The following is a 23,637-nucleotide window of genomic DNA, read 5'->3' on the forward strand; positions in this document are numbered from 1 at the left end:
CCGCTATGCCGTATCGTGCGAATTCGTTTTTCGCCAGTACCCGTGGGCGATTGCTGTTCTTCAACTTGCTGGTGGTGGCGGTAACGTTAATGGTCTGCGGCGTGGCGGTGCTGGGGTTTCGCCATGCCAGCCAGATCCAGGAGCAGGTGCAGCAGCAGACGCTGGATGATATGACCAGCAGCATGAATCTGGCGCGGGATACCGCCAGCGTTGCCACGGCAGCGGTGCGGTTGTCGCAGGTGGTGGGCGCGCTGGAATACAAAGGTGAAGCGGAACGGCTGGAGGCAACCCAACACGCGCTACAGTACTCGCTGAGCCAACTGGCGAATGCGCCGCTGGCGCAGCAGGAGCCGCAACTGGTGGCGCAAATCACCCGGCGCAGCCATGAGTTGCAACAGAGCGTCACCGAGATGCTGCAACGCGGGCAGCGCCGCCATCTGGAACGTAATGCGCTGCTCAGCTCGCTGTACCAGAACCAGAGTTATTTGCGCCACCTGCAACAGGTGAATGCCCGTGATGGCGGCAATGTTCCTGATAAACGGTTACTGGAGGAGATGGATCGGTTAATTATTGCCGCAATTCAGACCCCTTCGCCGCGTCCCACCGTCCGGCAGCTCACCGATATCATGGGGCAGTTACCGCAGCGCATAGACAATTCTGCGGTGGGGTTTATTTTGCCGGATTTCAGCGCCGAACTGCGTAAGCTTGGCCCGCTGTCGCTCCAGCTTGAAGAGAGTGATTTGGCGATCAGCTGGTCGATGTTTCATATCAAAGCGCTGGTGGCGCTGTTGAACAGTGATATCAACCGCTATGTTGCCGCTGTGGCGCAGGCCTCGGATCTGCGTACCGTTCAGCGCCACCAGGAGATGCGCTCTATCATCTTCTTTATCAGTGGTTTCGCGCTGCTGGCGCTGGTGATCACCGGGTTCGCCGGATGGTATATCTACCGTAATCTGGGCTCCAATCTGACGGCGATTTCACGCGCCATGTCGCGGCTGGCCCATGGCGAGCAGGATGTGTCGGTGCCTGCACTGCAACGTCGTGATGAGTTGGGCGAACTGGCGCGTGCCTTCAACGTGTTTGCCCGTAATACCGCCTCGCTGGAGCACACGTCAAAGCTGTTAAAAGAGAAAAGTACGCAACTGGAAACCACGTTTCACGCCATGCGCGATGGGTTTGCGCTGTTTGATAATCAGGGCTGCCTGGTGGTGTGGAATCCGCAATATCCGCTGTTGCTGGGCTTAACGGCGCAGGCATTACAGCGCGGTCAGCACTATCAGATGCTGCTGCGGCAGGTGAGCGACTTCCCCGCGCACGTGCAGGAGAATCTCGCCCGCCCGCTGCCGAAAGCGCAGGAGTTGCGACTGGCGGATAACCGCACGATCGAACTGCGTTTCAGCCCGGTGCCGGGGCGTGGGATGGTCAACGTGGTGCTCGATCGTACGGAACGTAAGGGACTGGAAGAAGCGCTGTTGCACAGCCAGAAAATGAAAGCGGTAGGGCAGCTTACCGGCGGCCTGGCGCATGATTTCAACAACTTGCTGGCGGTGATTATCGGCAGCCTCGAACTGGTGGATCCAGTCTCACCGGATGCCCCGCGTATTTCCCGCGCCCTGAAAGCTGCCGAGCGAGGGGCGTTGCTCACGCAGCGGCTGCTCGCATTTTCCCGCAAACAGTCGCTGCATCCGCATGCGGTAGAGATGCAGCCTCTGTTAGAGAACCTTGGCGAGCTGATGCGCCACTCGCTCCCCACCACGCTGGTGCTGGACATTGAAGCGCAGCACCCGGCGTGGCCTGCCTGGATAGATGTCGGGCAACTGGAGAATGCGATCATCAATCTGGTGATGAATGCCCGCGATGCGATGGAAGGGCAAAGCGGTGTCATTAAAGTCCGGACCTGGAACCAGCGCGTCACCCGCCGTGACGGGCGCAAACAGGATATGGTGGCGCTGGAAGTGATCGACCATGGCTGCGGGATGTCGCAGGAGGTTAAAGCGCAGGTGTTTGAGCCCTTCTTTACCACCAAACAGACCGGCGGCGGGAGCGGGCTGGGGTTGTCGATGGTCTACGGCTTTGTGCGTCAGTCCGGCGGTCGGGTTGAAATTGAGAGTGCGCCAGGGCAGGGTACTACGGTGCGTTTGCAACTCCCGCGCGCGACGGTGCAGGCGCTCAGTCATGCGGAAGCTGATCAGGCGCAGGTGCGCGACACCAGCGATACGCTGATTCTGGTACTGGAAGATGAAGCCGATGTGCGCCAGACGCTCTGTGAACAGCTCCATGAGCTGGGCTATCTGACGCTGGAGGCGGAAAGCGGTGAACAGGCGTTGCAACTGCTGGAAGCCTCGCAGGAGATCGGCATATTGATAAGCGACCTGATGCTGCCAGGGCGTTTAAGCGGGGCCGACGTGATTAACGCGGCGCGCCAGCACTACCCGCAATTACCGTTGCTGCTGATTAGTGGCCAGGATCTGCGCCCGGCACATAACCCCGCGCTGCCAGACGTTGAACTGTTGCGTAAACCCTTCACCCGTGTACAGCTCGCGCAGGCGCTGCGGCGTATTGCGGCATAAAACAGAATCTGAAAATGAACGCTATTTTGCTGGTGAAGAAAAAAAAGCAGAGTAAATTTTAGCGTGTTATTTCTGGTGATGCTCTTCACAGACCCTGAAATAACACTCTTGTCCTTCCTGTTGATGCCGGATAAATTGGATTTATCAGGATTGTTACTCTATTAAGGCTAAACCTGAAATCCGCTTACTCCCCGTTTCGACGGCTTTTGGATTTCAGGTTTTTTTTGTTTTTATTCATCATGAATATGCATGAATAATATCAAAATATAGTTGAAAATAATAAAGGGAAGATAGAGTGAAAAAATGGCTGTGTTGTAGTTTGCTTATTATTACCTCTTTTTCACTCAGCGCCCGCGACGTCACGCTAACCATACTGCATACCGGCGATACGCATGGGCGGGGCATGAGCGAAGAGGGGATTGGTTACGGGAAAATAAGTGCTTATGTAAAGGAAAAGCGTAATACAACGGATAACGTCCTGTTTCTGGACGTCGGCGACGCGGTCAGTGGCGTACCGGTTACCGATTTATCGCTCGGAGAGACCAATATTACCGCCATGAACAGGATGGGCTATGATGCTTTTACGCCGGGCAATGCCGATTTTATTTTTGGCGGACAGACGTTGCTGGCGCTGAATAAAAAAGCCCGTTTCCCTTTTGTCTCGGCGAATATCTTATATCAGGGTAAACCGGCATTTACCCCCTTCATCATTAAGAATATTGGTGGGATGAATGTGGGGATTATTGGTGTTTCCCCATTGAATGCCATGATGGCGACAACAGAAAGTAAATTGTCCGGTTTTTCGGTCAGCGATCCTGTTACGGCAGTGAAAGAGACGGTTGCAGCGATCAAAAATAAAACCGATGTGATTATTGTGCTGGCGCATTTGGGCAAAGTTGACCTGGACGTGAATATCGACAAATTGATTGCCGCCGTACCGGATATTGATGTGGTTGTTGACGGTCATGACCATATTGAGGTGAGAAACGGCGTGCAACTGGGTAATACTGTCATGGTCAATGCCGGGCAGTATGGCGACTTTCTGGGCGAGCTGACGTTAACCTTCAGGAATAACCATCGGGTAGACTGGCATGAACGCCTGCTGGATAAAACGGCGCTTGCCGACGTGACCGCCGATCAGGATGTCGAAACCTTTATCCGCCAGCAACAGGCCCGAAACGCAGAAACGTTAAGCAATATCGTGATGACATTGCCTTTTACGCTGGACGGAAAACGCGAACATGTGCGCTCAGCGCAAACCCATTTGGGCGCATTGCTGGCCGACGCAGAACGAGAATACGCCAGTGCGGACATCGCGTTTACCGTGGGCGCTTTTCTGCGCGACAGCCTCAGTGCCGGGCCGGTGTCTTACGGGCAGTTGTTGAAAGCGCTGCCCTTTACGCTCCCGCTGGTCACCCGTGAAATGAGCGGGAAACAGGTTAAGGATTTTATCGAACATAACTATACGGAAAAGCAGCTGATTTCCGGTGCTTATGCTCACGTGAGCGGCATAACCTTTGCGGTAGATTTCAGTCGGCCGGTTGGCGACAGGATGACCGACATTCGCGTCAATGGTGCGCCGCTGGAGGTCAATCAAACCTACCGGGTCGCCTGTAACGAGCAGGTAAGCGATTACGGTATCCGCGAGATTGCCATCCGCGATCGTTACGAGGTGACGATGGCGTCGCTGCTGAGCGAATACGTGAATAAGCATGCCGATCTGCCGCCACCGCAACCGCGCGTGCGCCTTATCCCGTAACGCCAGGGATTTGAGATTTCTCCGCTACTCGCCCGCCATGGCGTAAATTAACGTACAGCCAGTCACCTTTTGAGACTGGCTTTATGAAACGTTACGCGACAGCGCTGTTAGTCGGCGCACTTTCTCTCAGTGGTCAGATGGCCCATGCCGATATTATCGACGATGCCATTGGCAATATTCAGCGCGCGATCGGTGATGCGTATAACACGGATAACAGTCGGGATGATGATCAACGTTATCAGGACGATAGCGTGCGCCGCGACGACCGCAGTCGACGCTATGAAGATCGCCGCAGGCAACTGGAAGACCGACGCCAGCGGCTTGACGATCGCCAGCGCCAGCTCGACCAGGAGCGACGCCAGCTTGATGATGAACAGCGCAGGCTGGAAGACGATTATGACCGCTAACGGCGTTATGCCGGAACGCGTACGCGAAGCCCGAGGCGTGCCGGGACAATATCTTCCAGCAGGGCGACCAGTTGCGGATCCATAAAGTGGTAATGGTCGGGAATATCCAGCACATGCACCGGTTTATGCTGCATCAACCGGCCAAAGTCGGCCATAATCCGGTTCTTGTGCTGTTCTTCCATTACGCAAATAACATCTGCCCAGGAAAGAATGGCAGGGGAAACCGTTTTTCTTGCCTGGCGTTGAGTACCGGCGGAGCGGGCATTGAGCCCGGGATAGCGACGAAAAACCTGCTCAGCCGTCGGGCTGCGCCATTGGTTTCGGCTACAAATAAAAAGCACATTCATGGCAGGTTATTACTCATTAATGCCGCGTAGTGCGAATTACTACCTGATCACACGCGGGTATTTAAGACCCGTTGCGTTGCGCGCAACAACTTTTCGGTGCGAGTCTGTACGCTTTATCCCTCAAACTACCTCTTTACAGGCTGCGTTTGCTTATCCCGGCTCCATCGGGAAATACCGGGACGAATATAGCCATATTGTGCGGTCTAATCCAGCACAATCCGCATGCCATCATACCCTGCTTCGAACCCCGTCGGCAGCGGGTTTTTCATCATCCATTGATCAAAGACATGACTGATATGCGTTAAGATCACCCGCGGGCAGCGAATCACCGCATTCAGGGCGATAATCGTGGTCAAATCGCTGTGATTTTTTGGCGTTTCCGGGCGGGGTTCATAACTACAATCTATGATAACCACCTGCGGATGATTATTGAGCAAAAACTTCAGCGTCTTGTCGGGCAGACCCGCCGTATCGGACAGCCAGGCCACCCGGCTGTGCGCGGACTCAAGCAAATAGCCGAACGTTAATTTCGAGTGATTCAGCGGCAAAGGCGTGACCTGCAATCCCTGCAGATCGAAGACCACAAACGGCTCGACGGTGTGGCTGAAATCCAGCAAACCGGGATGCTTAAACAGGTCGTCGCAACCTTGCTCATCTGGCGGACCGTAGACCGGGATTTTATCGCCCACGCCCCAACGCAGCGGGAACAAGCCCTGCACATGATCCATATGGTAGTGGGTCAACAAAAATTGTTGAAACGCGCCTGCCGGAAACTGCTCCATCAAATCAGGGATCCCGGCATCCAGCAGTGTTACTGCGTCATTAAACCGGACGACGGCGCTACAGGGTTTGCGGCGATGCGCCGCGTTTTGCCGCGCGCGATGGCAGGCGGCGCAGTGGCAACCAAATACCGGCACTAACTGCGCGCCGCCCGTGCCAGTGAGGGTGATTGTTAAGCTCATACGACCCCTTACAACGGTTGGGCTCACGTAATCGGCGCAGGTGAGCTGCGCCGCCATCATTACGCACTTTTCCCTTGTTGCGCGCGTATCAGCGTGACCAGTCCTTCAACTGACTGTAGCAAACTTCCGTCATTATTGAGTGTCAGGCAACCTGTTGGGGTGTAGCGTGCGGCTCTTTCCAGCCGTGCGGCGATTTCCGCCGCATTTTCCCGCCCGCGTTTTTCCAGCCGCTGGCGCAAAATATCTGCGGATACTTGTACATGCACTGGTACCAGCACGTCGCTATACTGCGCCAGCGCCTGCGGAAGATGCCCACGGGAGCCGTTCACCACCACATCAAACCCGGCTTGCAGCCAGAGATCGATCTCTGCGCCAATGCCGTAGTAAAAGCCGTTGGCATGCCAGCTCAGCGTGAAAAGATGCTGTTCAGCGCGGGTGAAAAACTCCTTTTCGCTCAGTGCAATATGGTTCTCGCTGCCCGCGCTGGCCGGGCGCGTGATATAGCGGTGCGCCACCAACAGTTGCGGGTGCTCCCGCTGGCGAAGCGCCGCCAGCAGGGTATCTTTCCCGGCGCCGGATGGCCCCATCAACCAGATCAGTCTGCCCATCAGAACACCCGTGTTCCCTGACGCCAGACGTGATCGATATGCACATGGTCGCCTTTGTGATGCACTAGCACCAGATCCGCCCGTTTCCCTTCGCCAATCACGCCGCGATCGCTGAGGTTCAGCGCCTGCGCCGGGTTTTTCGTCACCAAACGGATCGCCTGCGGCAGGCTGAAATCGTTCTCTTCATTGACCGCAATGCGAAACGCAGCATCCAGCAGGCTGGCGGGATAGTAGTCGGACGACAGCACATCCAGCAGACCGAGCTGCGCCAGCTTGTGCGCTGCCACGTTACCGGAGTGCGAGCCGCCGCGCACAATGTTCGGCGCGCCCATCAGAATGCTCATGCCGTGTTCACGGGAGGCTTCTGCTGCTGCGAAGGTGGTGGGGAATTCCGCAATCACGCTGCCCAACTGATGGGACTCCACCACGTGCTCACGCGTGGCGTCATCATGGCTGGCCAGCGGCAGGTTGCGTTCCCGGCAATGGGCGGCAATCGCCAACCGGTTCGGCTGAGACCAGCGCGCCGCCAGTGCCAGTTGCTCTTGTTCAAACGCATCCATCTGTTCATTGGTGAGATGGTATTTGCCCTGATAGTAATCGCGGTACTTCTCATAGCTGGCGTACTGACGCTGACCCGGCGAGTGATCCATCAGCGACACCAGCGTGACGGGTTCGCGGCTAACCAGTTTTTCAAATAACGGCAGCGTGGTGTGATGCGGCAATTCACAGCGCAGGTGCAGACGATGCTCCGCGCGGTTCAGGCCGCGTTTTTGCGTCTCTTCCACGGCGTTAATCATCTTTTCCAGATTCTCCAGCCGATCGCCGCCGTCGCGCACATCGCCAATCGCGACCGCATCCAGCACGGTGGTGATGCCGCTGGCGACCATCAGCGCGTCGTGGCTGCTCATTGCCGAGTGTGCAGGCCAGTCCACTTTCGGACGCGGCGTGAAGAATTTATCCAGGTTATCGGTATGCAGTTCGATAAGGCCCGGCAGCAGCCAGCCGCCGTCGCCGTCGTGGGCACCGGGCTGGCTGCTCAGGGTTTCGGCGAACGTGCGGATCATGCCGTCGCGGATCTCCAGCGATCCGTTAACCACTTCATTTTCAAGGATCAGTTTGACATTGTTGATGATCATGCGTGAATTCCCATCGGATACAGACGGTCGGCAACGTGTTCACGTACTGCGCCATCGTGAAAGATGCCGACAATCGCCGCACCGCGCGCTTTTGCCTGCGCAATCAGTTCAACGACGGCGGCGCTGTTTTTCTCATCCAGCGAAGCGGTAGGTTCATCGAGCAGCAAAATCGGGTAGTCGACAATAAAACCGCGGGCGATATTGACGCGCTGCTGTTCACCGCCGGAAAAGGTGGCAGGAGCGAGGTGCCATAAACGTTCCGGCACATTGAGCCGCGCCAGCAACTGACCTGCTTTCTGGGCGCAGACATCGCGTGGTACGCCCTGTTCCAGCAGGGGTTGCATCACCACATCCAGCGCACTGACGCGTGGGATCACCCGTAAAAACTGGCTCACCCAACCGATGGTGTGACGGCGGACTTCCAGCACTTTACGCGCCGGGGCATGCACCAAATCCACCCATTCATCGCCGTGCTTCACATGGATATGACCGGCGTCCGGCAAATAGTTGGCATACAGGGAGCGCAGCAGGGTGGATTTCCCACTGCCGGAGTGCCCGTGTAGCACCACGCATTCTCCTGCATCCACACTCAGCGAGGTTTCGCGCAGTACGGGCAGACGCACGCCGTTTTGGTGGTGCAGAACAAAGGTTTTACTGACATTTTCCACACGTAAGACAGGCATTGGACACTCCTTAATTTTGTAATACCGAGGAGACCAGTAATTGGGTGTACGGATGATGCGGATCGTCGAGAACGCGGTCAGTTAACCCACTTTCCACCACCTGACCCTGTTTCATTACCAGCAGGCGGTTCGCCAGCAGGCGTGCAACGCCTAAATCATGGGTGACCATCACCACGGCCAGGTTCATTTCCACCACCAGGCCGCGCAGCAGATCCAGCAATCGAGCCTGGACTGATACATCCAGCCCTCCGGTGGGTTCATCCATAAACACCAGCTTTGGCTGTGTGACGAGGTTGCGGGCGATTTGCAGACGCTGCTGCATACCGCCCGAAAACGTCGTGGGGAGATCATCAATGCGTGATGGCGGGATCTCCACATCGCTTAGCCACTGCTCCGCCGTGGCGCGGATCGCCCCATAATGACGTGCGCCGGTGGCCATCAAACGTTCGCCAATATTGCCGCCCGCAGACACCTGGCGACGCAGGCCGTCCAGCGGATGCTGATGCACCACACCCCATTCGGTGCGTAGCAGTCGGCGGCGCTCGGCCTCGCTCATGGCGTACAGGTTGCGGTTCTGATAGAGAATGTCGCCCTGCTGCGGCGGCAAGCGGGCCGAAATCGCGTTCAGCAATGTGGTTTTACCGGAACCGGACTCCCCGACAATGCCCAGTACCTCACCAGGCCAGAGATCGAACGACACATCGGTAAAACCTTTTCCCGGCGCATACAGATGCGAGAGGTGATTCACCGAAAGCAGCGGTTGGGTCATTTACGTAAAGCCTCGCTCTGTTGGCGGCAGTAATCGGTGTCGGAGCAGACGAACATCCGTTTACCGGTATCGTCCAGCACCACTTCATCCAGGTAGCTGTGGGTCGAACCGCAGATGGCGCAAGGGTGATCCCATTTTTGCGGTGCGAAGGGGTAGTCTTCAAAATCGAGGCTGACCACCTGCGTATAAGGCGGCACAGCGTAAATCCGTTTTTCTCGCCCGGCGCCAAACAGTTGCAGAGCGGGCATCATGTGCATTTTCGGGTTATCAAAAGCCGGAATGGGCGAAGGATCCATGATGTAGCGGTCATTGACTTTCACCGGCCAGGCATAGCGGGTGGTGAAGTTGCCGAAGCGGGCGATATCTTCATACAGCTTCACCTGCATGACGCCGTACTCTTCCAGCGCATGCATGGTGCAGGTCTCGGTTTCGCGCGGCTCAATAAAGCGCAATGGCTCCGGAATCGGCACCTGGTAAATCAGAATTTGATCGGCGGTCAGCGGCGTTTCAGGAATGCGGTGGCGGGTCTGTATCAGCGTGGCGTCTGCGGTGCATTCGGTGGTTTCCACCCCCGTCACCCGACTGAAGAACTGGCGAATCGACACGGCGTTTGTGGTGTCGTCCGCCCCCTGATCGATCACTTTCAGCACATCGTCTTCGCCAATCACGCTGGCGGTGAGCTGAATGCCGCCAGTTCCCCAGCCATAGGGCATGGGCATTTCACGGCCGCCAAACGGCACCTGGTAACCGGGGATGGCCACCGCTTTGAGCAGCGCCCGGCGGATCATGCGCTTGGTTTGCTCATCAAGAAAGGCAAAGTTATAGCCGGTCAGCGCGTTAGCCACGGTGCTTCTCCTGTTGTAACTGTCTGAGCAGGTCCAGTTCAGCCTGGAAATCGACGTAATGGGGGAGCTTGAGGTGTGAAACGAAGCCCGCAGCTTCAACATTATCCGCATGCGCCAGCACGAACTCTTCGTCCTGCGCCGGGCTGCGCACCGGTTCACCGTAGTCGGCGGCTTGCAATGCGCGATCCACCAACGCCATCGCCATGGCTTTGCGCTCGCTCATGCCAAACACCAGCCCATAGCCACGGGTAAAATGCGGCGCCTCCTTCTCCGGGGCGACAAATCCGTTGACCATTTCGCATTCGGTCACCAGCAGTTCGCCAATATTCACGGCGAAACCCAGCTCTTCCGGCACAATTTCCACCTCGACATAGCCACTGCGGATCTCGCCGGCGAAGGGGTGATTGCGCCCGTAACCACGTTGGGTGGAGTAGGCCAGCGCCAGCAAATACCCTTCGTCGCCGCGCGCCAGTTGTTGCAAGCGTGACGCCCGCGAACAGGGGAAGACCGGCGGCTGGCGGGTAATGTCATCCGGTATTGCGCCGCTGTCCTGCTCGGCTTTCGCCAGCCCTTCGTTGACCAGCAGGCTGAACACATGCGGCGTGGCCTCTTGCTGGCGGGGCTCCGCGGTGCGCAACGGGGTGGTGTCGCCTTCGGCAAGCAGGGCGAAGTCCAGTAACCGGTGGGTGTAATCGTAAGTAGGGCCAAGCAGCTGGCCGCCGGGAATATCTTTGTAGACCGCTGAAATACGGCGTTCTAAACGCATGTTTGCGCTGTCGATGGGTTCGCTAACGGCCAGACGCGGGAGCGTCGTGCGGTAAGCGCGCAGCAGAAAGATGGCTTCGACGTTATCGCCGCTTGCCTGTTTCAGCGCCAGCGCCGCCAGCTCGCGATCGGCGATGCCCCCTTCGGTCATCACCCTGTCCACCGCGAGGTGGAGCTGTTCGGCGACTTGCCCGACGCTCAGTTCCGGCAGTTCATTGTCGCCACGACGTTTGTGTTCCTGCAGAGCGTGGGCGGCGGCAATCGCCTTTTCGCCCCCCTTGACAGCAACGTACATCAGCACACCTCCACAAGCGTGGTTCTGGGGATAGCCAGCGCGCGGTCGCCGCAGGTCAGGATCACATCGATGCCTGTCGGGAACGAGTGCGGACGGTCGGTAAACTCATCGGTAATACACTCCGGCAGTTGCGGCGCAATCATGCGCTCTTCCAGAATGCCAGGCCCGGTGAGGCGCAGCATGCGCCCGCCGCTCAGGCCAGGAAGTTGCAAGATCAGCGTGGCGCTGGTTTCCGGGCTGCTGGCGGTACCGCCAGGCAGTGCGCTGAGCTGCAAGGCGCTCAGGGTGTGATCGGCCACTGCGAACAGCGACTGTTGCGGTTGATCCACCAACGGTGCATTGGTGTGAAAACGCAGGTTCTGGCGGACCAGATCGTTGCTGAGCGCACCGGAGAGCCAGATTGGGGTGTCGTTGTCCACCAGCGTCAACAGTACGCTGGTGGAGGCCGGGTTGAGCGGCGGCCAACCGTGCTTCAGTTGCGGTAGCGAGACAATGACGCCCGGCTCGCTCATGGCTTTTAGCAGGCGGCGAAAACAGTGTTGGGCATCGTGAACCGCCGACGCGAATGCGGGTTGTAAGGTCATGCGTTATCTCCGCGAACCAGAGTAAAGAAGTCGACCCGGCTGGCGTTGACTTCGGCCTGGCGCGCGTCAATACGCGCAGCGCGGTCTGCTTCCAGCGGGGTAATAAGGGTTTCCATCAGGGTCTGATATTGGGTGGGATCCTGTAACAGCGCATCGCACACGGCGCAGCGTTCGGCATGACCTTTATCACGGCCCAAAACCCAGCTAAATCCGAGTTGCCCACCAGCGAGTTGAACCACGGCGCGGGTTAAGGTTGCATCGCCGGGGAAAAAACGGTCGCCGGTCGCGCCCATGCGCGCCTGAATTTGCACCAGCCCGGTTTGCGGCGCCCGTATTTGTTCATATTCCGGCGCCAGCCCGAGTGTGCGCATCCGTGCCCGTAGCATCTCCGGGGTGGAGCGGGCCAGCGTTGCCATCCAACGCTGACGGGTGGAGGTATCAAAATGCATTCAGTGCTCCATGGTGAATTCAATCATGTCGGCGCGCGTCAGGCTGACGGAGTACTCCGTTGCGTTGATTTCGCCTTCACGGTGATTAAGGGTGCGCACGCAGAGCAGCGGCGCCATCGTGGGGATCTCCAGCCAGCGGCTCTCTTTGGCCTGCGCGCGACGAGCGCTGATGCGTGTCTGGGTACGTTTCAGGCAGAGACCGGATTGTTCGCGCAAAAAATCGTGCAGCGAACCGCTATTGAACTGTTGCAGCAACGGCCACAACGACATGTCGCGGAAGTAGTGATCAATCAAGCAGAGCGCAATGCCATTCACGCGGCGGCGGGTGCGCAAGTGAATCACGTTATCGCCTTCCTGCACACCTAACGCATCTGCCACGTGGCTGGGTGCCGGACGCAGCACCGCCAGCAGACGCTCGCTGGTGGGATGGCTGCCTTGATCCAATAAGTTCTGGCTAAAGCGCGCCTGCGCATTGAGGGGGTAATCGAACGGGCGCATCAGCACCAGCACGCCAACGCCCTGGCGGCGCTGTACCCAGCCTTTTTCCACCAATTGATCGATGGCGCGGCGTAACGTGTGGCGGTTAACCTCAAAACGCGCCGCCAGTTGCTGTTCGGCAGGGAGCCAGTCACCGCAACGGTAGTTATTGCGTAGCTCCTGCTCCAGTCTGGCGGCAATTTCCTGATAACGTGTAGGATAACTGGTCGGATGTCTGGATAAGTACATGGTCATCAACGCCCCGTAGGCCAGATAAGGTGTGGCCTTATGCTGCAGCGTTAATGTTTCATTTACGTTATACGTGGATTGCGGAGGGATGAATGCTGGTGGGGAGGGGACGTTATCAGGCGGGAAGCTGACTTCCCGCCGATACATTAGTTCTTTTTAACAAATTCTGATTTCAGCTTCATCGGGCCGAAACCGTCGATCTTACAATCAATATTATGATCGCCTTCCACCAGACGAATATTCTTCACTTTCGTGCCGATCTTCAGCATTGAAGAACTTCCTTTTACTTTCAAATCTTTAATTACGGTCACGCTGTCGCCGTCGGCTAACAGGTTGCCATTTGCATCCTTGACGATTAATTCGTCGGCGTCGTGACTGGATTCTGCGGTGTTCCACTCATGTGCGCATTCCGGGCAAATGAACATGCCGTTATCTTCGTAAGTGTATTCGGAATTACATTGTGGACAGTGCGGGAGTTGCATAGGGGATTTCCTCAAAAGTACATACACGGCCAGCATTTAGCTGACACAAAAAGGCGCATTGCCTGAAAAGTCCGCAATTATACAGCAAAACCGCACTTTTGCCGTTGTTATTGTTTTTTTTCATAAAGGATAAAAAAGTGATGGCGGTGACATAACCTGTCATTCGCTTAAGCGATGCTTATCGCAGAAACGTTATCAGGATTATCTCATGCTTAATATTCGGAATATTTACGGGTGGAAATTGCCAGCATTTACTAATTCAGATATGGTGACAGGTAGTACCTGATGTAATTAGCTACAAACTGTCATACCTGCTGCCTCCAGCGCCACTGGGGGATAATTACCTCTCAATTTGGGTGGGTAAATACATGACGATATATCCTGGCTGTTTCCAAAAATGCGCTACGCTGAAATTCTCTGGTTTTTTATGACCGGAGGGGTGTTGCTGTCATTTTTTGAGATAAAAATATCATTTCCTGATTCCCATCAGGTATTTATCTTTTTGAAGATATTTTCCACACGTAATTATAAAAGCCGAAACTTAACAAATAACTGCGCGGCTAAATAAAAGTAAGAAATTTGCGTTAAGGAAAGACTTTTAACATGCACACACAGACAATTTTTGAATTAAGCCAGGAGGCAGAGAGGCTGTTACAACTCTCTTTGCATAATCTCCAGGCGTTGAAAAAAATGCCGGCGGCGACGTTTGATGAGACGAGCCTTCCCGGTGCAGCAGAAAATGCCAACGTACTGCCTTTACATTTCAGTTCGCGCGGCGTTGAGGCACAACAGGCCACGCTGCACAATGAATTACGGAAAATCACCCGTCTGGAAATGGTGCTGGCGATCGTTGGCACCATGAAAGCCGGCAAGTCGACCACCATCAATGCGATTGTGGGTACTGAGGTGTTGCCCAATCGCAACCGTCCTATGACGGCATTGCCGACGCTGATTCGACACACGCCTGGTCAGAAAGAGCCGGTGCTGCATTTTTCTCACGTAGGGCCGATTGATGCACTGTCGCAGCAGTTGCAGACCCGTCTATTTAACTACGATCGCGAAAAGCTGGCGCAAAAGCTGGAAATCGATAAAGACATGGCCGGTCTGCTGGATCGTATTGCCCAGGGGAATGCGTTTGATAAACACTACCTTGGCGCGCAGCCGATATTCCACTGTTTGAAAAGCCTCAACGACTTAGTGCGGCTCTCGAAAGCGCTGGACGTGGATTTCCCTTTTTCCGCCTATGCCTCCATCGAACATATTCCGGTGATTGAAGTCGAGTTCGTGCATCTGGCCGGGCTCGATAACCAACTCGGTCAACTGACGCTGCTGGACACCCCGGGGCCAAACGAAGCCGGGCAGCCCCACCTGCAAAAAATGTTGAGCGAGCAGTTAGCCCGCGCCTCCGCCGTGCTGGCGGTGATGGACTATACACAGCTTAAATCGATTTCTGATGAAGAAGTGCGCCGCGCGATTTCCGCGGTTGGCCGCTCGGTGCCGTTGTATGCCCTGGTGAATAAATTCGACCAGAAAGATCGCAATAGCGACGATGAAGAGCAGGTTCGGGCGCTGATTTCCGGCACGCTGATGAAGGGGCAAATTAATCCGACGCAGATTTTCCCGGTCTCTTCCATGTGGGGATATCTGGCTAACCGCGCGCGCCATGAGCTTAAAAACCAGGGCCGCTTGCCGCACCCGCAGGATCAGCGCTGGGTACAGGACTTTGCCGAAGCGGCTTTGGGGCGTCGCTGGCGCACAGACGATTTAGACGATATCGAACATATTCATCATGCCGCCAACCTGCTATGGGAAGACTCGCTGTTCGAGCAGCCAATTCGCAAGTTGTTGCACGCGGCCCATGCCAACGCCTCGCTGTTCGCGCTGCGTTCAGCTTCGCATAAGTTATTGAATTACACCCAGAGCGCCCGCGAGTATCTCGATTTTCGCTACCAGGGATTAACGGTGGCGTATGAGGAACTGGAGCACAATATTACGCGTCTGGAAGAGGATATGGCGCTGTTGCGTACCAGCCAGGAGAGCGTTAGCGACGAAATTGCGCACGAAGTGGAAGAGGCGCTGGCTGCGGCGGAGACCTTTATTCATGGTCAGCAGTTTGAAATCGTCGAGGCGATTGATGCCTGGTTCCACGAGGGAAAACTGGTGCGCATAGCCCGCGACAGCAAGGCGGATCTGCGTCTGAACGCGGGATTAACCCCGGACCAGCTTATTCTGGAAGATGAAGGCCAGGCGCAGATTGTGATCAGTAAAATCCGCTCAGGTTGCGAGACGATTTTGCTGGCGGCACAGGAGCGCATCAGCCGCGGGCTGGCTCTGCGTTTTGATGAACTGGAGCATACGCTGACCCGCTCTCTGAACGATACGATGCGTCCCATTGAGACCCGTATTAAAGAAGAGCTTAACCACGCGGGCTTCCGTGCACGTATCAGTTTTCCGGCCTTCCAGCCCAGCACGTTGAACTTTAATACTCGCTCGCTGTTTACCAACGTGATTGCGCCGGAAGATGTTCCCGCCGGGCAAGCGGCGCGGGCGAGCAGCGTGCGGGAAACGGTATCGCGCTGGCTGAATAACCCCAGTTGGGGATGGGATGATTATGTGGTCACGCGTACCCGCTATGTCATCGATGTCGGCTCGTTACATCAGAAATTGATCAACCATATCGCGCATTTTTGTGAACAAATCCGTAAAGCTTTAGCCGCACAGGTCGATGTTTCTGTTACGGCAGGGATGGCAACATTTTTCGCCGAGTTCTCGTTAAGTCTCGCGGGACTACAGGAAAGTTTGCGTGACAGCCTGGCGATACGGCAGCAAAACGAATCGTCAGTATTGGCGTTGCGGCAGCATTTGCAACACTGTATCCGGACGGCAAATTGGATCCACGAGGACGCTCGTCTGTTACGCGATGACATACAAACCCTATTCGCGGCAGATCAACCATGAAAAATCGACTCCTGGAAGGGCCCGGACGCGTACTGGAAAGTATCCATCCGAAATTTATCGTGGATTTGGTGCAAGGCGTTGATGCGTCTCGTCAGTCAACCATCGTGCCCCAACAGCAGTTGTTCCGTGAAAGACTGACGCAAGAGATCATGGCGCAAACGCAACTGCGCCCGTGGGCCATGCCCGGCGTGTTAAACGACAATGATACGCTCCGCCTTGGGCTGGCTGAAAAACTGGCCAGCATGCTCGATCCTGGTCATCTGGCATTAACCCGCATTACCCAGCGACTGACGGCTATGCAGCAAACCAGTCGTCCTGCCAGTGCGACACCCGGTTTACAACAACAGTACGATGAACTGGTTGAGCATTTTAGCCAGCGTGCCGCGTGGAAAGAGAAAGCGCTGACGCAGCGTGGGTTAGCGGTGCAGGCGGGAAACCATAGTGAGCAGGTGTTTACCCACTGGCGCGCCGGGAGCTACAGCGGCTGGTCAATGGCCGGGCGCTGTTATGTGGCGCTGGAAGAGTTGCGCTGGGGGGCGTTTGGTGATGCCTGCCGGCTGGCGAATGAAGATGTGGCGAATATGCTGAAAGACAATCTGCGCGTGATGGCGGCGGATTTTCTGGCGCAGGGCATTAATGCTGCACCGACCACCCGCCATTTTTATCATCAATGGCTGGCGACGCCATCGACGCCCGGGTTGATGGATTATAAAGATCTGTTAGGCTGGCTCGGCGACTGGTGCGATGCAGAACGTCATCCGGTTTGCTGGTCGGTGACGCAGAGCTGGCAAACGGTGGCGTTAGGTATGCCGCGACTCTGTTCCGCCTCGCGGATCGCGACGGCGATGGTGGATGAGATTTTTGCTTAACCGTTGGTGTGCCCTGCAATTGTCTGGCCGGACGGGTCGTTAATTGCAGGACATAGCGAACAAAAAAAGCCCCTGACGGGCTTTTTTTGTGGGCGCTTAATGCCCGGTGGACTCGACGGCGGTTTCCGTTTTGTCCGCGGCTTGTGGAAGAGTGCCGAAACGCTTTGCATACAGCGCCGTGATGATCGGCACCAGAATCGCCGTCACAATCACACTGGCGGCAACCAGTGCCGTTGCGGAAGCGGCGACAGGCTGAAATGCCGGGTTAATCTGCGCGATGATCACCGGGTTAGCCACCGCTGCGCCAGCAGCGGAAGAGGCTGCCACACCGGCGGTACCGTTGCCACCGCCGATCACGCGGTCGGCAATGATCAGCGGGATACCGGTGATGATAATGACCGCCACGCCGAGGAAGATACCCAGCAGACCGGTATCCAGAATCACGCTCAGATTGATGGTGTTACCCAGCGCAAAGCCGAAGAACGGGATCAGCACCGGCGTCGCCTTGCTGAAGAATGCCCGCAGATCGTGATCGAGGTTACCGAGCGCAAAACCGATCAGGAACGGCAATACGGCACCGACAAAGTGGTGTGGTTCAAAGGAGGCCAGACCCGCGGAGCCGAGGATCACCATGGTCATCAGCGGACCGGATTCCAGCGACATCAGCACAAATGCCCCGGACTCTTCTTTGCTGCCGTACTGGTTCATCAGGCTGGCGTACAAGCCGCCGTTGGTCATATCCATGGCGGAGACGATAGCCAGCACCGAGAGACCGGCGAAGAAACCGGTCTGGATCCCGGTGTCCGGAATAAAGGACGCGGCGATCATGGCAACAACCCACGCGACGGCGATTTTGGTCATCACCAGCGTACCGGATTTACGTAATACCGTACCGGTGGCGCGTAAATCAATGGATGCACCAATACAGAAGAACCATACCGCCAGAATCGGTACTGTGCCGGTAATCATCCCTTTGGTGAAGGAACCGAAATACGCACCGGTATCCGGCGCAAGTGTATTCAGAATAGCCCCTAATAGCAGCGGGACCAGCATCATCCCCCCAGGGATACGTTCAATTGTGGCCTTGATTTTCATAATGAGCCCTCATTTCCCGTCATCAGCATGAGCGAGGAAAGGTAAAGTTAATATTCAATACTTTCAAAAAGTTAAATGATTATGTTATCGGTTCGCTCGCGGTCATTTCCTGCCTTCATTCGGGCTATGCGCCCTGGTTATGCGCAGAATTGACCCTAACGCCGCTGTTTCTGCGCGTATCATCCGATCTTTGGAATATTGATTCAATAAGAATAAAACAGTGTTTTAGTTATCTTCGTCACATATTTTGTGTAAAGATTTTCTGATGTTTTATCGAATTAAATCGCTGTAAATGCGTTGTGAAAAATCAGGCGGAAATAAAGGCAGCAGAGTAATAATCACGGAGGGAATGAGGAGCGGTAAAAGTGGGGTTGATTATCACGCAGGAGAATGTGTGAATTTGATCACATTTTAAAACCCTGCTAGGGTAAAAAGGTCATTAACTGCCCAACAGGCGTCAACAGGTTCGGTTGTACAGGCTGCCATGCCAGTGTAAGTAAACCTGCTACGCTTGAATAACAAAGCTGAAAATGCTGTAAAAACGCCCGGCAATAAAAGGAACGTCGGGCGGTTCGGGCGAAAGTCTAAAGAGGAACCGATGCATGTTAAAAAGGAAAAAAATTAAACCGATCACCCTGGGTGATGTGACCATCATTGATGATGGCAAACTGCGTAAAGCGATTACCGCCGCCTCACTGGGTAACGCCATGGAGTGGTTTGATTTCGGTGTTTACGGCTTTGTGGCCTACGCCCTGGGGAAGGTCTTCTTCCCGGATGCCAACCCCAGCGTGCAAATGATTGCCGCGCTTGGGACCTTCTCCGTACCGTTTCTGATCCGACCGCTCGGCGGTCTGTTTTTCGGCATGCTCGGCGATAAATACGGGCGGCAGAAAATCCTCGCTATCACCATTGTGATTATGTCGGTCAGTACGTTCTGTATCGGCTTGATTCCCTCTTATGCCACGATTGGCATCTGGGCACCGATATTGCTGTTGCTGTGTAAGATGGCACAGGGCTTCTCGGTGGGCGGGGAATATACCGGGGCATCCATCTTCGTTGCGGAGTACTCCCCGGACCGTAAACGTGGGTTTATGGGCAGCTGGCTGGACTTTGGCTCAATCGCCGGTTTTGTGCTGGGGGCGGGTGTTGTGGTGCTGCTCTCGACCATTGTGGGAGAAGAGAACTTTCTTGAATGGGGCTGGCGTATTCCGTTCTTTTTAGCGCTGCCGCTGGGCATTATCGGTTTGTATTTGCGTCATGCACTGGAAGAAACACCGGCATTCCAGCAGCACGTCGATAAGCTGGAGCAGGGCGATCGTCAGGGGTTGCAGGAAGGGCCGAAAATCTCCTTCAAAGAGATTGCCACCAAACACTGGCGCAGCCTGCTGACCTGTATTGGTCTGGTGATTTCCACCAACGTCACCTATTACATGTTGCTGACGTATATGCCAAGCTACCTGTCGCACAACCTGCACTACTCCGAAGATCACGGCGTGCTGATCATCATCGCCATTATGATCGGCATGCTGTTTGTTCAGCCAGTGATGGGGCTGTTGAGCGACCGTTTTGGTCGTCGTCCGTTCGTTTTGCTGGGGAGCGTCGCGCTGTTTGCGCTGGCTATTCCGGCCTTCATTATGATTAACAGCAACATCATCGGCCTGATTTTCGCGGGTTTGCTGATGCTGGCGGTGATCCTGAACTGCTTTACCGGAGTGATGGCCTCAACGCTGCCTGCGATGTTCCCCACGCATATTCGTTATAGCGCGCTGGCCAGCGCCTTTAATATTTCGGTGCTGGTTGCGGGTCTGACGCCTACGCTGGCTGCCTGGCTGGTGGAGAGCTCTGACAATCTGCTGATGCCGGCTTACTACCTGATGGTGATCGCGGTGATTGGTCTTATTACCGGCCTGACCATGAAAGAGACGGCGAACCGCCCGCTGAAAGGTGCGACGCCAGCGGCGTCGGATATCCAGGAAGCGAAAGAAATCCTGCAGGAGCATCACGATAATATCGAGCAGAAGATCGACGATATTGATGAGGAAATTGCGCAGTTGCAGGAGAAACGTGCACGGCTGGTGCAGCAGCATCCGAAAATTAACGACTAGCCCGATGATGAGCGGATGGCGGCAACGCCATCCGCATCGTTATCAGCAGCCTGCCGCAATATAGTCCCCGTTCGCACTCACCGGGATGACGGTTAAGAACAACACCACCGCAAACAGTATTAACGCCACGCCACCCGCTATTTTCAATAGCGGAACCACCTTGCTTAACTGACCTGCGTTGCCACCAAAAAAGGTCGCTGTGCTGTTGCGCGCATAGCGCACCGCCAGCGATAACCCCATGATGGACAGCGCCGTGCCTGCCGCCATGGTCATTACCGCGGCGATGCCCCATGTCACGATACCGAGGGCGTTTGAGAACAGCAAAATCATGATCGCACCGCTGCACGGGCGTGCGCCAATGGCGAGGATCACACCCAGACGCGTTTTCCAGTCGCCCTGCGTTGCCGCACCGACACCGTGATGACCGCAACCGCACCGATCGCTATGCTGATGCAGCGGGGCCAGGCTGTGAATGTTCAGCGTGCGCAGGCGCAGATCGTTGATTGCACGCCAGGCGACATAAGCGCCAAATCCGCCAATCATCACGGCGCTGACCTTTTCCACATACCAACGGCTTTCGCTCAGATCGCCAGCGGCGAGATTAAATCCCACCGCCAGAATAAAGACGAACAGGATAGCGCTGACGCCCTGCATCAGACTGCCCAGCACCGGCACCACGCGCGCGGCCATCTCGCTCTCTTTGTTGGTGCTCAGATAGGTGGTAACGATAAACTTGCCGTGCCCAGGTCCAATAGCGTGCAGCACGCCATAAAAGAAAGCGCCGGTAAGCAGCCACAACCCGCCGCTGTACTGGTGGTTATTCAGTTGCAGCAGGTACATCACCAGATAACGGTGCAGGGTGATTTGCGTGGCCAGACACCATTGCAAAAACGCGCCCCAGTGGGCATGGATCGTGAAGAGCGCAAACAGCGCCACAGCCAGCGCGGCAAAGGCCGCAGGCAAGCGCCAGTCGCGGGTAAGAGGTTGCGTGGTCATAGGCTTACGGACAATGAAAGAGTGATGCCTGAAGTATAGGCGGCGAAGGATATCAGCTCCAGACTTCGCCGCAGGTTGCATCAGGAAGGAAGCAGTCGTTTATGCCAGCGTCCCAGCACCACTACCGTGGTCAGCGAACCCAGCAGAGCGCAGAACATATCGGATTGCGTATCCCAGGGATCGCCCTGAGTGCCGAGAAACTCATCCGCTCCCTGACCCATCGACAGTGCAGCCCACCACTCAACCAGCTCATAGGTGGCGCTGATCGCCAATGCAATGCAGCAGACAATAAAGTCGAGCATTTTTCCGCCGCGCACATAGCGCCCGCGTAGCAGAATCTCCCGCGCCGCCAGTGCCGGCACCAGCCCCTGGAAGAAGTGGCCGAGTTTGTCATACGGGTTACGGCTCAGGCCAAACAGGTGCTGCACATCAAAACCGATTGGCACTTTGGCGTAGGTGTACATCCCGCCGACCATCAGAATGATGGCATGGAAAAAGATCAGCCCATACAGCAATGTGGTTAGCGGGTAGCGCCGCCAGGTGGCGAGCAGCAGGGGGACGACGATCATTACGGGCACCACTTCCATCAGCCAGGTGATGCGGTCTTTCGCCATCAGACCGGTATAGACCAGAATCAGTGCCAGCAGGAGTGCCGCCACGTTCAGCGTGGTGCGGTTAACGCTCTTAATCATACGAATATCCGTTTCGGGAAAAAGATAACTATCAGCGCGATAGCGTTAAAAAACAATCCTGCGGGCAAAATGACATTCCCCTGGTCTCCACTTTCTCTTTTACAGCAATCTTCCGGTTATATTCGAGTGTTGGTAAAGTGAACAACCGATACGGATGAGCAAGCAGAAGGGCATGCAGGGTGAGCGGGATCATTGATTATCAAATCGAAAAATATAGCTTTGCGGAAGCCGCTGAAACACCACGCCTGACACAGCAGTGGGCGGATGTGGCGCAAGAGTGTTTGCAAGTCCGCGCCGTAGCGGAAGAACGGTTACGCATTGCATTGCTGAATGTGGACTACGTGACCAGCTTTGAGCTCCCTTTCCGGTTATTGCTGATCCGCGCGCCGCAGCTGATCGCCAGCGTGCGGGATGAACTGCAACTCAACCAGAAAAACGTCATTTTCAATGGCAAGCGCTTTGGCTGCGTCTATAGCCTGAAAAACAATTTGAGCGACATCCCCGACGCTTTTCAGTACCGCCTGTCGACCCGCATCCGGCGGGTTGATCCGACCGGAACGGCGGCGACGCCTTACCAGCAAATCGCCAAAGAGGTGCGCGCCCCGCGAGAACGCCTGAAGATGGCGCTGGAGCAGGGTTTGCAGGTCACCGCACTTGATGCGTTGTTCTGGTTTGGTAGCCAGCGTATTGCCGCCGATATTCAGCGACTCAGAAAAGCCGGTGTGCGAATCGCCACAGCCGAAACAGAGGTGTCCGATAATCTGACCGGCACAACCCGCAAAGTTCCGGTTTACCGGAGAGAAGAAGGGTGAGTGAGTTTGTGGCGAATAAGCGGCTCAAGAATACGGGGATTTTTAATCCCCGTATTTCCAGGCTCTGATTGGCTGGGCTTGATGAGTAAAATTCCCGTACTGTCTTCAGCAACAGACTCAATAGGTCAGATACGCTTTGATGTGCCTATGCGAAATATAACCTCGCTTTACAACCTCAAGTGACTTATCTCCGCTACTCCCGGTTTTCTGGCAAATAAACCGCGTCAGAATAATACAACCATTAGATGCCCTACCGGGATGTTTTACGCTATCTCCCTGAATCAGGAAGCCTGATCGCACATGCAGAGTATTTTCAGAATTTGGATGCAACCGAAGCGAATACGCACCGGTATTAGGGTGATGAAAGGAGTGATCTGTAATTGAATAGTTACTTTATTGGCAGAGGATGCATGTCAGGTGTTCTTTCCATCCGGCGTAATGTTTCAAGCCATTCCATCGCGAGATTAACCTCATCGCTTTCATTATTTTACCCAGCATTCCTCCGGGGGTAATTTCTGTAAGTGCAGAAAGAAGCAGGAATGGTACGCAACTGTTACCTGATCATACCTGTTAATCGCTGTGATGGCGAATCGAGATCATTTTAGGAAGTTATTAGGATAATTCGGTGAAAACTCTGGACGAAAAAGCATGAAAACACCGTCTGGAGAGGTTTCAGAAGACAAGGTGATCACCGATTAAGTATTTTGAATTTAATCTGTGAGT

Annotated in this window: 22 protein-coding genes; 7 read left to right on the top strand and 15 right to left on the bottom strand. The window is 55.4% G+C overall.

Annotated elements, in window-relative coordinates:
• Positions 1 to 5 precede the first annotated feature (5 nt).
• From ACQ3G7_RS07685 to yjdP, 3 genes are all read left to right on the top strand, one after another.
• Positions 6 to 2,570: an ATP-binding protein gene (locus ACQ3G7_RS07685; RefSeq protein ID WP_430889417.1), complete on the top strand. Its 2,565-nt coding sequence runs from the start codon at positions 6 to 8 to the stop codon at positions 2,568 to 2,570.
• A 295-nt stretch (positions 2,571 to 2,865) separates the two neighbouring features.
• Positions 2,866 to 4,329 (top strand): bifunctional metallophosphatase/5'-nucleotidase, encoded by a 1,464-nt coding sequence (locus ACQ3G7_RS07690; RefSeq protein ID WP_430889418.1) that lies wholly within the window; start codon positions 2,866 to 2,868, stop codon positions 4,327 to 4,329.
• Between the two features lie 83 nt (positions 4,330 to 4,412).
• The gene (gene yjdP, locus ACQ3G7_RS07695; protein ID WP_263098384.1) at positions 4,413 to 4,736 is read left to right on the top strand and encodes a DDRRRQL repeat protein YjdP; all 324 of its coding nucleotides are present in this window, start codon (positions 4,413 to 4,415) and stop codon (positions 4,734 to 4,736) included.
• A gap of 5 nt (positions 4,737 to 4,741) precedes the next feature.
• Here the strand turns inward: yjdP and ACQ3G7_RS07700 are convergent, their stop codons facing one another.
• The 12 genes from ACQ3G7_RS07700 to ACQ3G7_RS07755 all read right to left on the bottom strand — a co-directional run bounded on the left by ACQ3G7_RS07700 (position 4,742) and on the right by ACQ3G7_RS07755 (position 13,387).
• Positions 4,742 to 5,083, bottom strand: a complete 342-nt coding sequence (locus ACQ3G7_RS07700; protein ID WP_430889419.1) for a low molecular weight protein tyrosine phosphatase family protein — start codon at positions 5,081 to 5,083, stop codon at positions 4,742 to 4,744.
• A 203-nt stretch (positions 5,084 to 5,286) separates the two neighbouring features.
• Positions 5,287 to 6,045, bottom strand: a complete 759-nt coding sequence (gene phnP / locus ACQ3G7_RS07705) for a phosphonate metabolism protein PhnP (protein ID WP_430889420.1) — start codon at positions 6,043 to 6,045, stop codon at positions 5,287 to 5,289.
• 59 nt (positions 6,046 to 6,104) lie between these two features.
• Entirely contained in the window at positions 6,105 to 6,656 is a 552-nt protein-coding gene (gene phnN / locus ACQ3G7_RS07710) for a ribose 1,5-bisphosphokinase (protein ID WP_263100984.1), read from the bottom strand.
• The gene (gene phnM, locus ACQ3G7_RS07715; RefSeq protein ID WP_430889421.1) at positions 6,653 to 7,789 is read right to left on the bottom strand and encodes an alpha-D-ribose 1-methylphosphonate 5-triphosphate diphosphatase; all 1,137 of its coding nucleotides are present in this window, start codon (positions 7,787 to 7,789) and stop codon (positions 6,653 to 6,655) included. Before phnM ends, phnN begins: the two co-directional genes overlap by 4 nt.
• Positions 7,786 to 8,472, bottom strand: coding sequence for a phosphonate C-P lyase system protein PhnL (gene phnL / locus ACQ3G7_RS07720; RefSeq protein WP_061498622.1), 687 nt, complete (start codon positions 8,470 to 8,472; stop codon positions 7,786 to 7,788). The genes phnM and phnL overlap by 4 nt, the downstream gene beginning before the upstream one ends.
• A gap of 10 nt (positions 8,473 to 8,482) precedes the next feature.
• Complete coding sequence (phnK, locus tag ACQ3G7_RS07725) at positions 8,483 to 9,241, bottom strand: phosphonate C-P lyase system protein PhnK (RefSeq protein WP_263098381.1); 759 nt, start codon at positions 9,239 to 9,241, stop codon at positions 8,483 to 8,485.
• Positions 9,238 to 10,086, bottom strand: coding sequence for an alpha-D-ribose 1-methylphosphonate 5-phosphate C-P-lyase PhnJ (locus ACQ3G7_RS07730; protein WP_430889422.1), 849 nt, complete (start codon positions 10,084 to 10,086; stop codon positions 9,238 to 9,240). The genes phnK and ACQ3G7_RS07730 overlap by 4 nt, the downstream gene beginning before the upstream one ends.
• Positions 10,079 to 11,146, bottom strand: coding sequence for a carbon-phosphorus lyase complex subunit (locus ACQ3G7_RS07735; protein ID WP_430889423.1), 1,068 nt, complete (start codon positions 11,144 to 11,146; stop codon positions 10,079 to 10,081). The genes ACQ3G7_RS07730 and ACQ3G7_RS07735 overlap by 8 nt, the downstream gene beginning before the upstream one ends.
• The gene (phnH, locus tag ACQ3G7_RS07740) at positions 11,146 to 11,730 is read right to left on the bottom strand and encodes a phosphonate C-P lyase system protein PhnH (protein WP_430889424.1); all 585 of its coding nucleotides are present in this window, start codon (positions 11,728 to 11,730) and stop codon (positions 11,146 to 11,148) included. Before phnH ends, ACQ3G7_RS07735 begins: the two co-directional genes overlap by 1 nt.
• Positions 11,727 to 12,179 carry a phosphonate C-P lyase system protein PhnG gene (phnG, locus tag ACQ3G7_RS07745; RefSeq protein ID WP_263098377.1) on the bottom strand — a complete coding sequence of 151 codons (453 nt, stop codon included), beginning with the start codon at positions 12,177 to 12,179 and terminating at the stop codon, positions 11,727 to 11,729. Before phnG ends, phnH begins: the two co-directional genes overlap by 4 nt.
• Positions 12,180 to 12,905 (bottom strand): phosphonate metabolism transcriptional regulator PhnF, encoded by a 726-nt coding sequence (phnF, locus tag ACQ3G7_RS07750; protein ID WP_263100983.1) that lies wholly within the window; start codon positions 12,903 to 12,905, stop codon positions 12,180 to 12,182. It abuts the gene before it with no gap.
• 146 nt (positions 12,906 to 13,051) lie between these two features.
• Positions 13,052 to 13,387 (bottom strand): zinc ribbon domain-containing protein YjdM, encoded by a 336-nt coding sequence (locus ACQ3G7_RS07755; RefSeq protein ID WP_263098376.1) that lies wholly within the window; start codon positions 13,385 to 13,387, stop codon positions 13,052 to 13,054.
• A 603-nt stretch (positions 13,388 to 13,990) separates the two neighbouring features.
• Between ACQ3G7_RS07755 and crfC the strand changes: the two genes are divergently transcribed.
• Together crfC and ACQ3G7_RS07765 are read left to right on the top strand one after the other, a co-directional pair.
• Positions 13,991 to 16,345, top strand: a complete 2,355-nt coding sequence (gene crfC / locus ACQ3G7_RS07760; protein ID WP_263098375.1) for a clamp-binding protein CrfC — start codon at positions 13,991 to 13,993, stop codon at positions 16,343 to 16,345.
• Positions 16,342 to 17,214, top strand: coding sequence for a diguanylate cyclase regulator RdcB family protein (locus ACQ3G7_RS07765; RefSeq protein ID WP_263098374.1), 873 nt, complete (start codon positions 16,342 to 16,344; stop codon positions 17,212 to 17,214). Before crfC ends, ACQ3G7_RS07765 begins: the two co-directional genes overlap by 4 nt.
• Positions 17,215 to 17,310: 96 nt before the next feature.
• Here ACQ3G7_RS07765 and kdgT read toward each other — a convergent pair whose 3' ends face one another.
• A complete protein-coding gene (kdgT, locus tag ACQ3G7_RS07770) occupies positions 17,311 to 18,309 on the bottom strand; it encodes a 2-keto-3-deoxygluconate transporter (protein ID WP_430889425.1) in 999 nt (332 codons plus the stop codon).
• A gap of 602 nt (positions 18,310 to 18,911) precedes the next feature.
• Here kdgT and proP point away from each other — a divergent pair.
• Positions 18,912 to 20,414 (top strand): glycine betaine/L-proline transporter ProP, encoded by a 1,503-nt coding sequence (proP, locus tag ACQ3G7_RS07775; RefSeq protein ID WP_430889426.1) that lies wholly within the window; start codon positions 18,912 to 18,914, stop codon positions 20,412 to 20,414.
• Between the two features lie 42 nt (positions 20,415 to 20,456).
• On the opposite strand, the gene ACQ3G7_RS07780 is transcribed toward proP, so the two are convergent.
• Complete coding sequence (locus tag ACQ3G7_RS07780; protein ID WP_430889427.1) at positions 20,457 to 21,410, bottom strand: nickel/cobalt transporter; 954 nt, start codon at positions 21,408 to 21,410, stop codon at positions 20,457 to 20,459.
• A gap of 80 nt (positions 21,411 to 21,490) precedes the next feature.
• Positions 21,491 to 22,102, bottom strand: a complete 612-nt coding sequence (locus tag ACQ3G7_RS07785; RefSeq protein ID WP_430889428.1) for a DUF2238 domain-containing protein — start codon at positions 22,100 to 22,102, stop codon at positions 21,491 to 21,493.
• Between the two features lie 179 nt (positions 22,103 to 22,281).
• Here ACQ3G7_RS07785 and ACQ3G7_RS07790 point away from each other — a divergent pair, with 179 nt between their 5' ends.
• Positions 22,282 to 22,914 carry an ECs1377 family protein gene (locus tag ACQ3G7_RS07790; protein WP_430889429.1) on the top strand — a complete coding sequence of 211 codons (633 nt, stop codon included), beginning with the start codon at positions 22,282 to 22,284 and terminating at the stop codon, positions 22,912 to 22,914.
• Positions 22,915 to 23,637 lie beyond the last annotated feature (723 nt).

Source organism: Kosakonia sp. N21, from assembly GCF_050587465.1.
GTDB lineage: Bacteria > Pseudomonadota > Gammaproteobacteria > Enterobacterales > Enterobacteriaceae.

What these genes read in the sequence shown, in the direction of transcription:
- ACQ3G7_RS07765 (WP_263098374.1), top strand. Translation starts at nt 16,342, where the DNA reads ATGAAAAATCGACTCCTGGAAGGGCCCGGACGCGTACTGGAAAGTATC.
- phnL (WP_061498622.1), bottom strand. Translation starts at nt 8,472, where the DNA reads ATGCCTGTCTTACGTGTGGAAAATGTCAGTAAAACCTTTGTTCTGCAC.
- ACQ3G7_RS07785 (WP_430889428.1), bottom strand. Translation starts at nt 22,102, where the DNA reads ATGATTAAGAGCGTTAACCGCACCACGCTGAACGTGGCGGCACTCCTG.
- ACQ3G7_RS07700 (WP_430889419.1), bottom strand. Translation starts at nt 5,083, where the DNA reads ATGAATGTGCTTTTTATTTGTAGCCGAAACCAATGGCGCAGCCCGACG.
- crfC (WP_263098375.1), top strand. Translation starts at nt 13,991, where the DNA reads ATGCACACACAGACAATTTTTGAATTAAGCCAGGAGGCAGAGAGGCTG.
- phnF (WP_263100983.1), bottom strand. Translation starts at nt 12,905, where the DNA reads ATGTACTTATCCAGACATCCGACCAGTTATCCTACACGTTATCAGGAA.
- phnP (WP_430889420.1), bottom strand. Translation starts at nt 6,045, where the DNA reads ATGAGCTTAACAATCACCCTCACTGGCACGGGCGGCGCGCAGTTAGTG.
- phnG (WP_263098377.1), bottom strand. Translation starts at nt 12,179, where the DNA reads ATGCATTTTGATACCTCCACCCGTCAGCGTTGGATGGCAACGCTGGCC.
- ACQ3G7_RS07735 (WP_430889423.1), bottom strand. Translation starts at nt 11,146, where the DNA reads ATGTACGTTGCTGTCAAGGGGGGCGAAAAGGCGATTGCCGCCGCCCAC.
- ACQ3G7_RS07685 (WP_430889417.1), top strand. Translation starts at nt 6, where the DNA reads ATGCCGTATCGTGCGAATTCGTTTTTCGCCAGTACCCGTGGGCGATTG.
- phnM (WP_430889421.1), bottom strand. Translation starts at nt 7,789, where the DNA reads ATGATCATCAACAATGTCAAACTGATCCTTGAAAATGAAGTGGTTAAC.
- ACQ3G7_RS07780 (WP_430889427.1), bottom strand. Translation starts at nt 21,410, where the DNA reads ATGACCACGCAACCTCTTACCCGCGACTGGCGCTTGCCTGCGGCCTTT.
- yjdP (WP_263098384.1), top strand. Translation starts at nt 4,413, where the DNA reads ATGAAACGTTACGCGACAGCGCTGTTAGTCGGCGCACTTTCTCTCAGT.
- kdgT (WP_430889425.1), bottom strand. Translation starts at nt 18,309, where the DNA reads ATGAAAATCAAGGCCACAATTGAACGTATCCCTGGGGGGATGATGCTG.
- proP (WP_430889426.1), top strand. Translation starts at nt 18,912, where the DNA reads ATGTTAAAAAGGAAAAAAATTAAACCGATCACCCTGGGTGATGTGACC.
- phnH (WP_430889424.1), bottom strand. Translation starts at nt 11,730, where the DNA reads ATGACCTTACAACCCGCATTCGCGTCGGCGGTTCACGATGCCCAACAC.
- ACQ3G7_RS07755 (WP_263098376.1), bottom strand. Translation starts at nt 13,387, where the DNA reads ATGCAACTCCCGCACTGTCCACAATGTAATTCCGAATACACTTACGAA.
- phnK (WP_263098381.1), bottom strand. Translation starts at nt 9,241, where the DNA reads ATGACCCAACCGCTGCTTTCGGTGAATCACCTCTCGCATCTGTATGCG.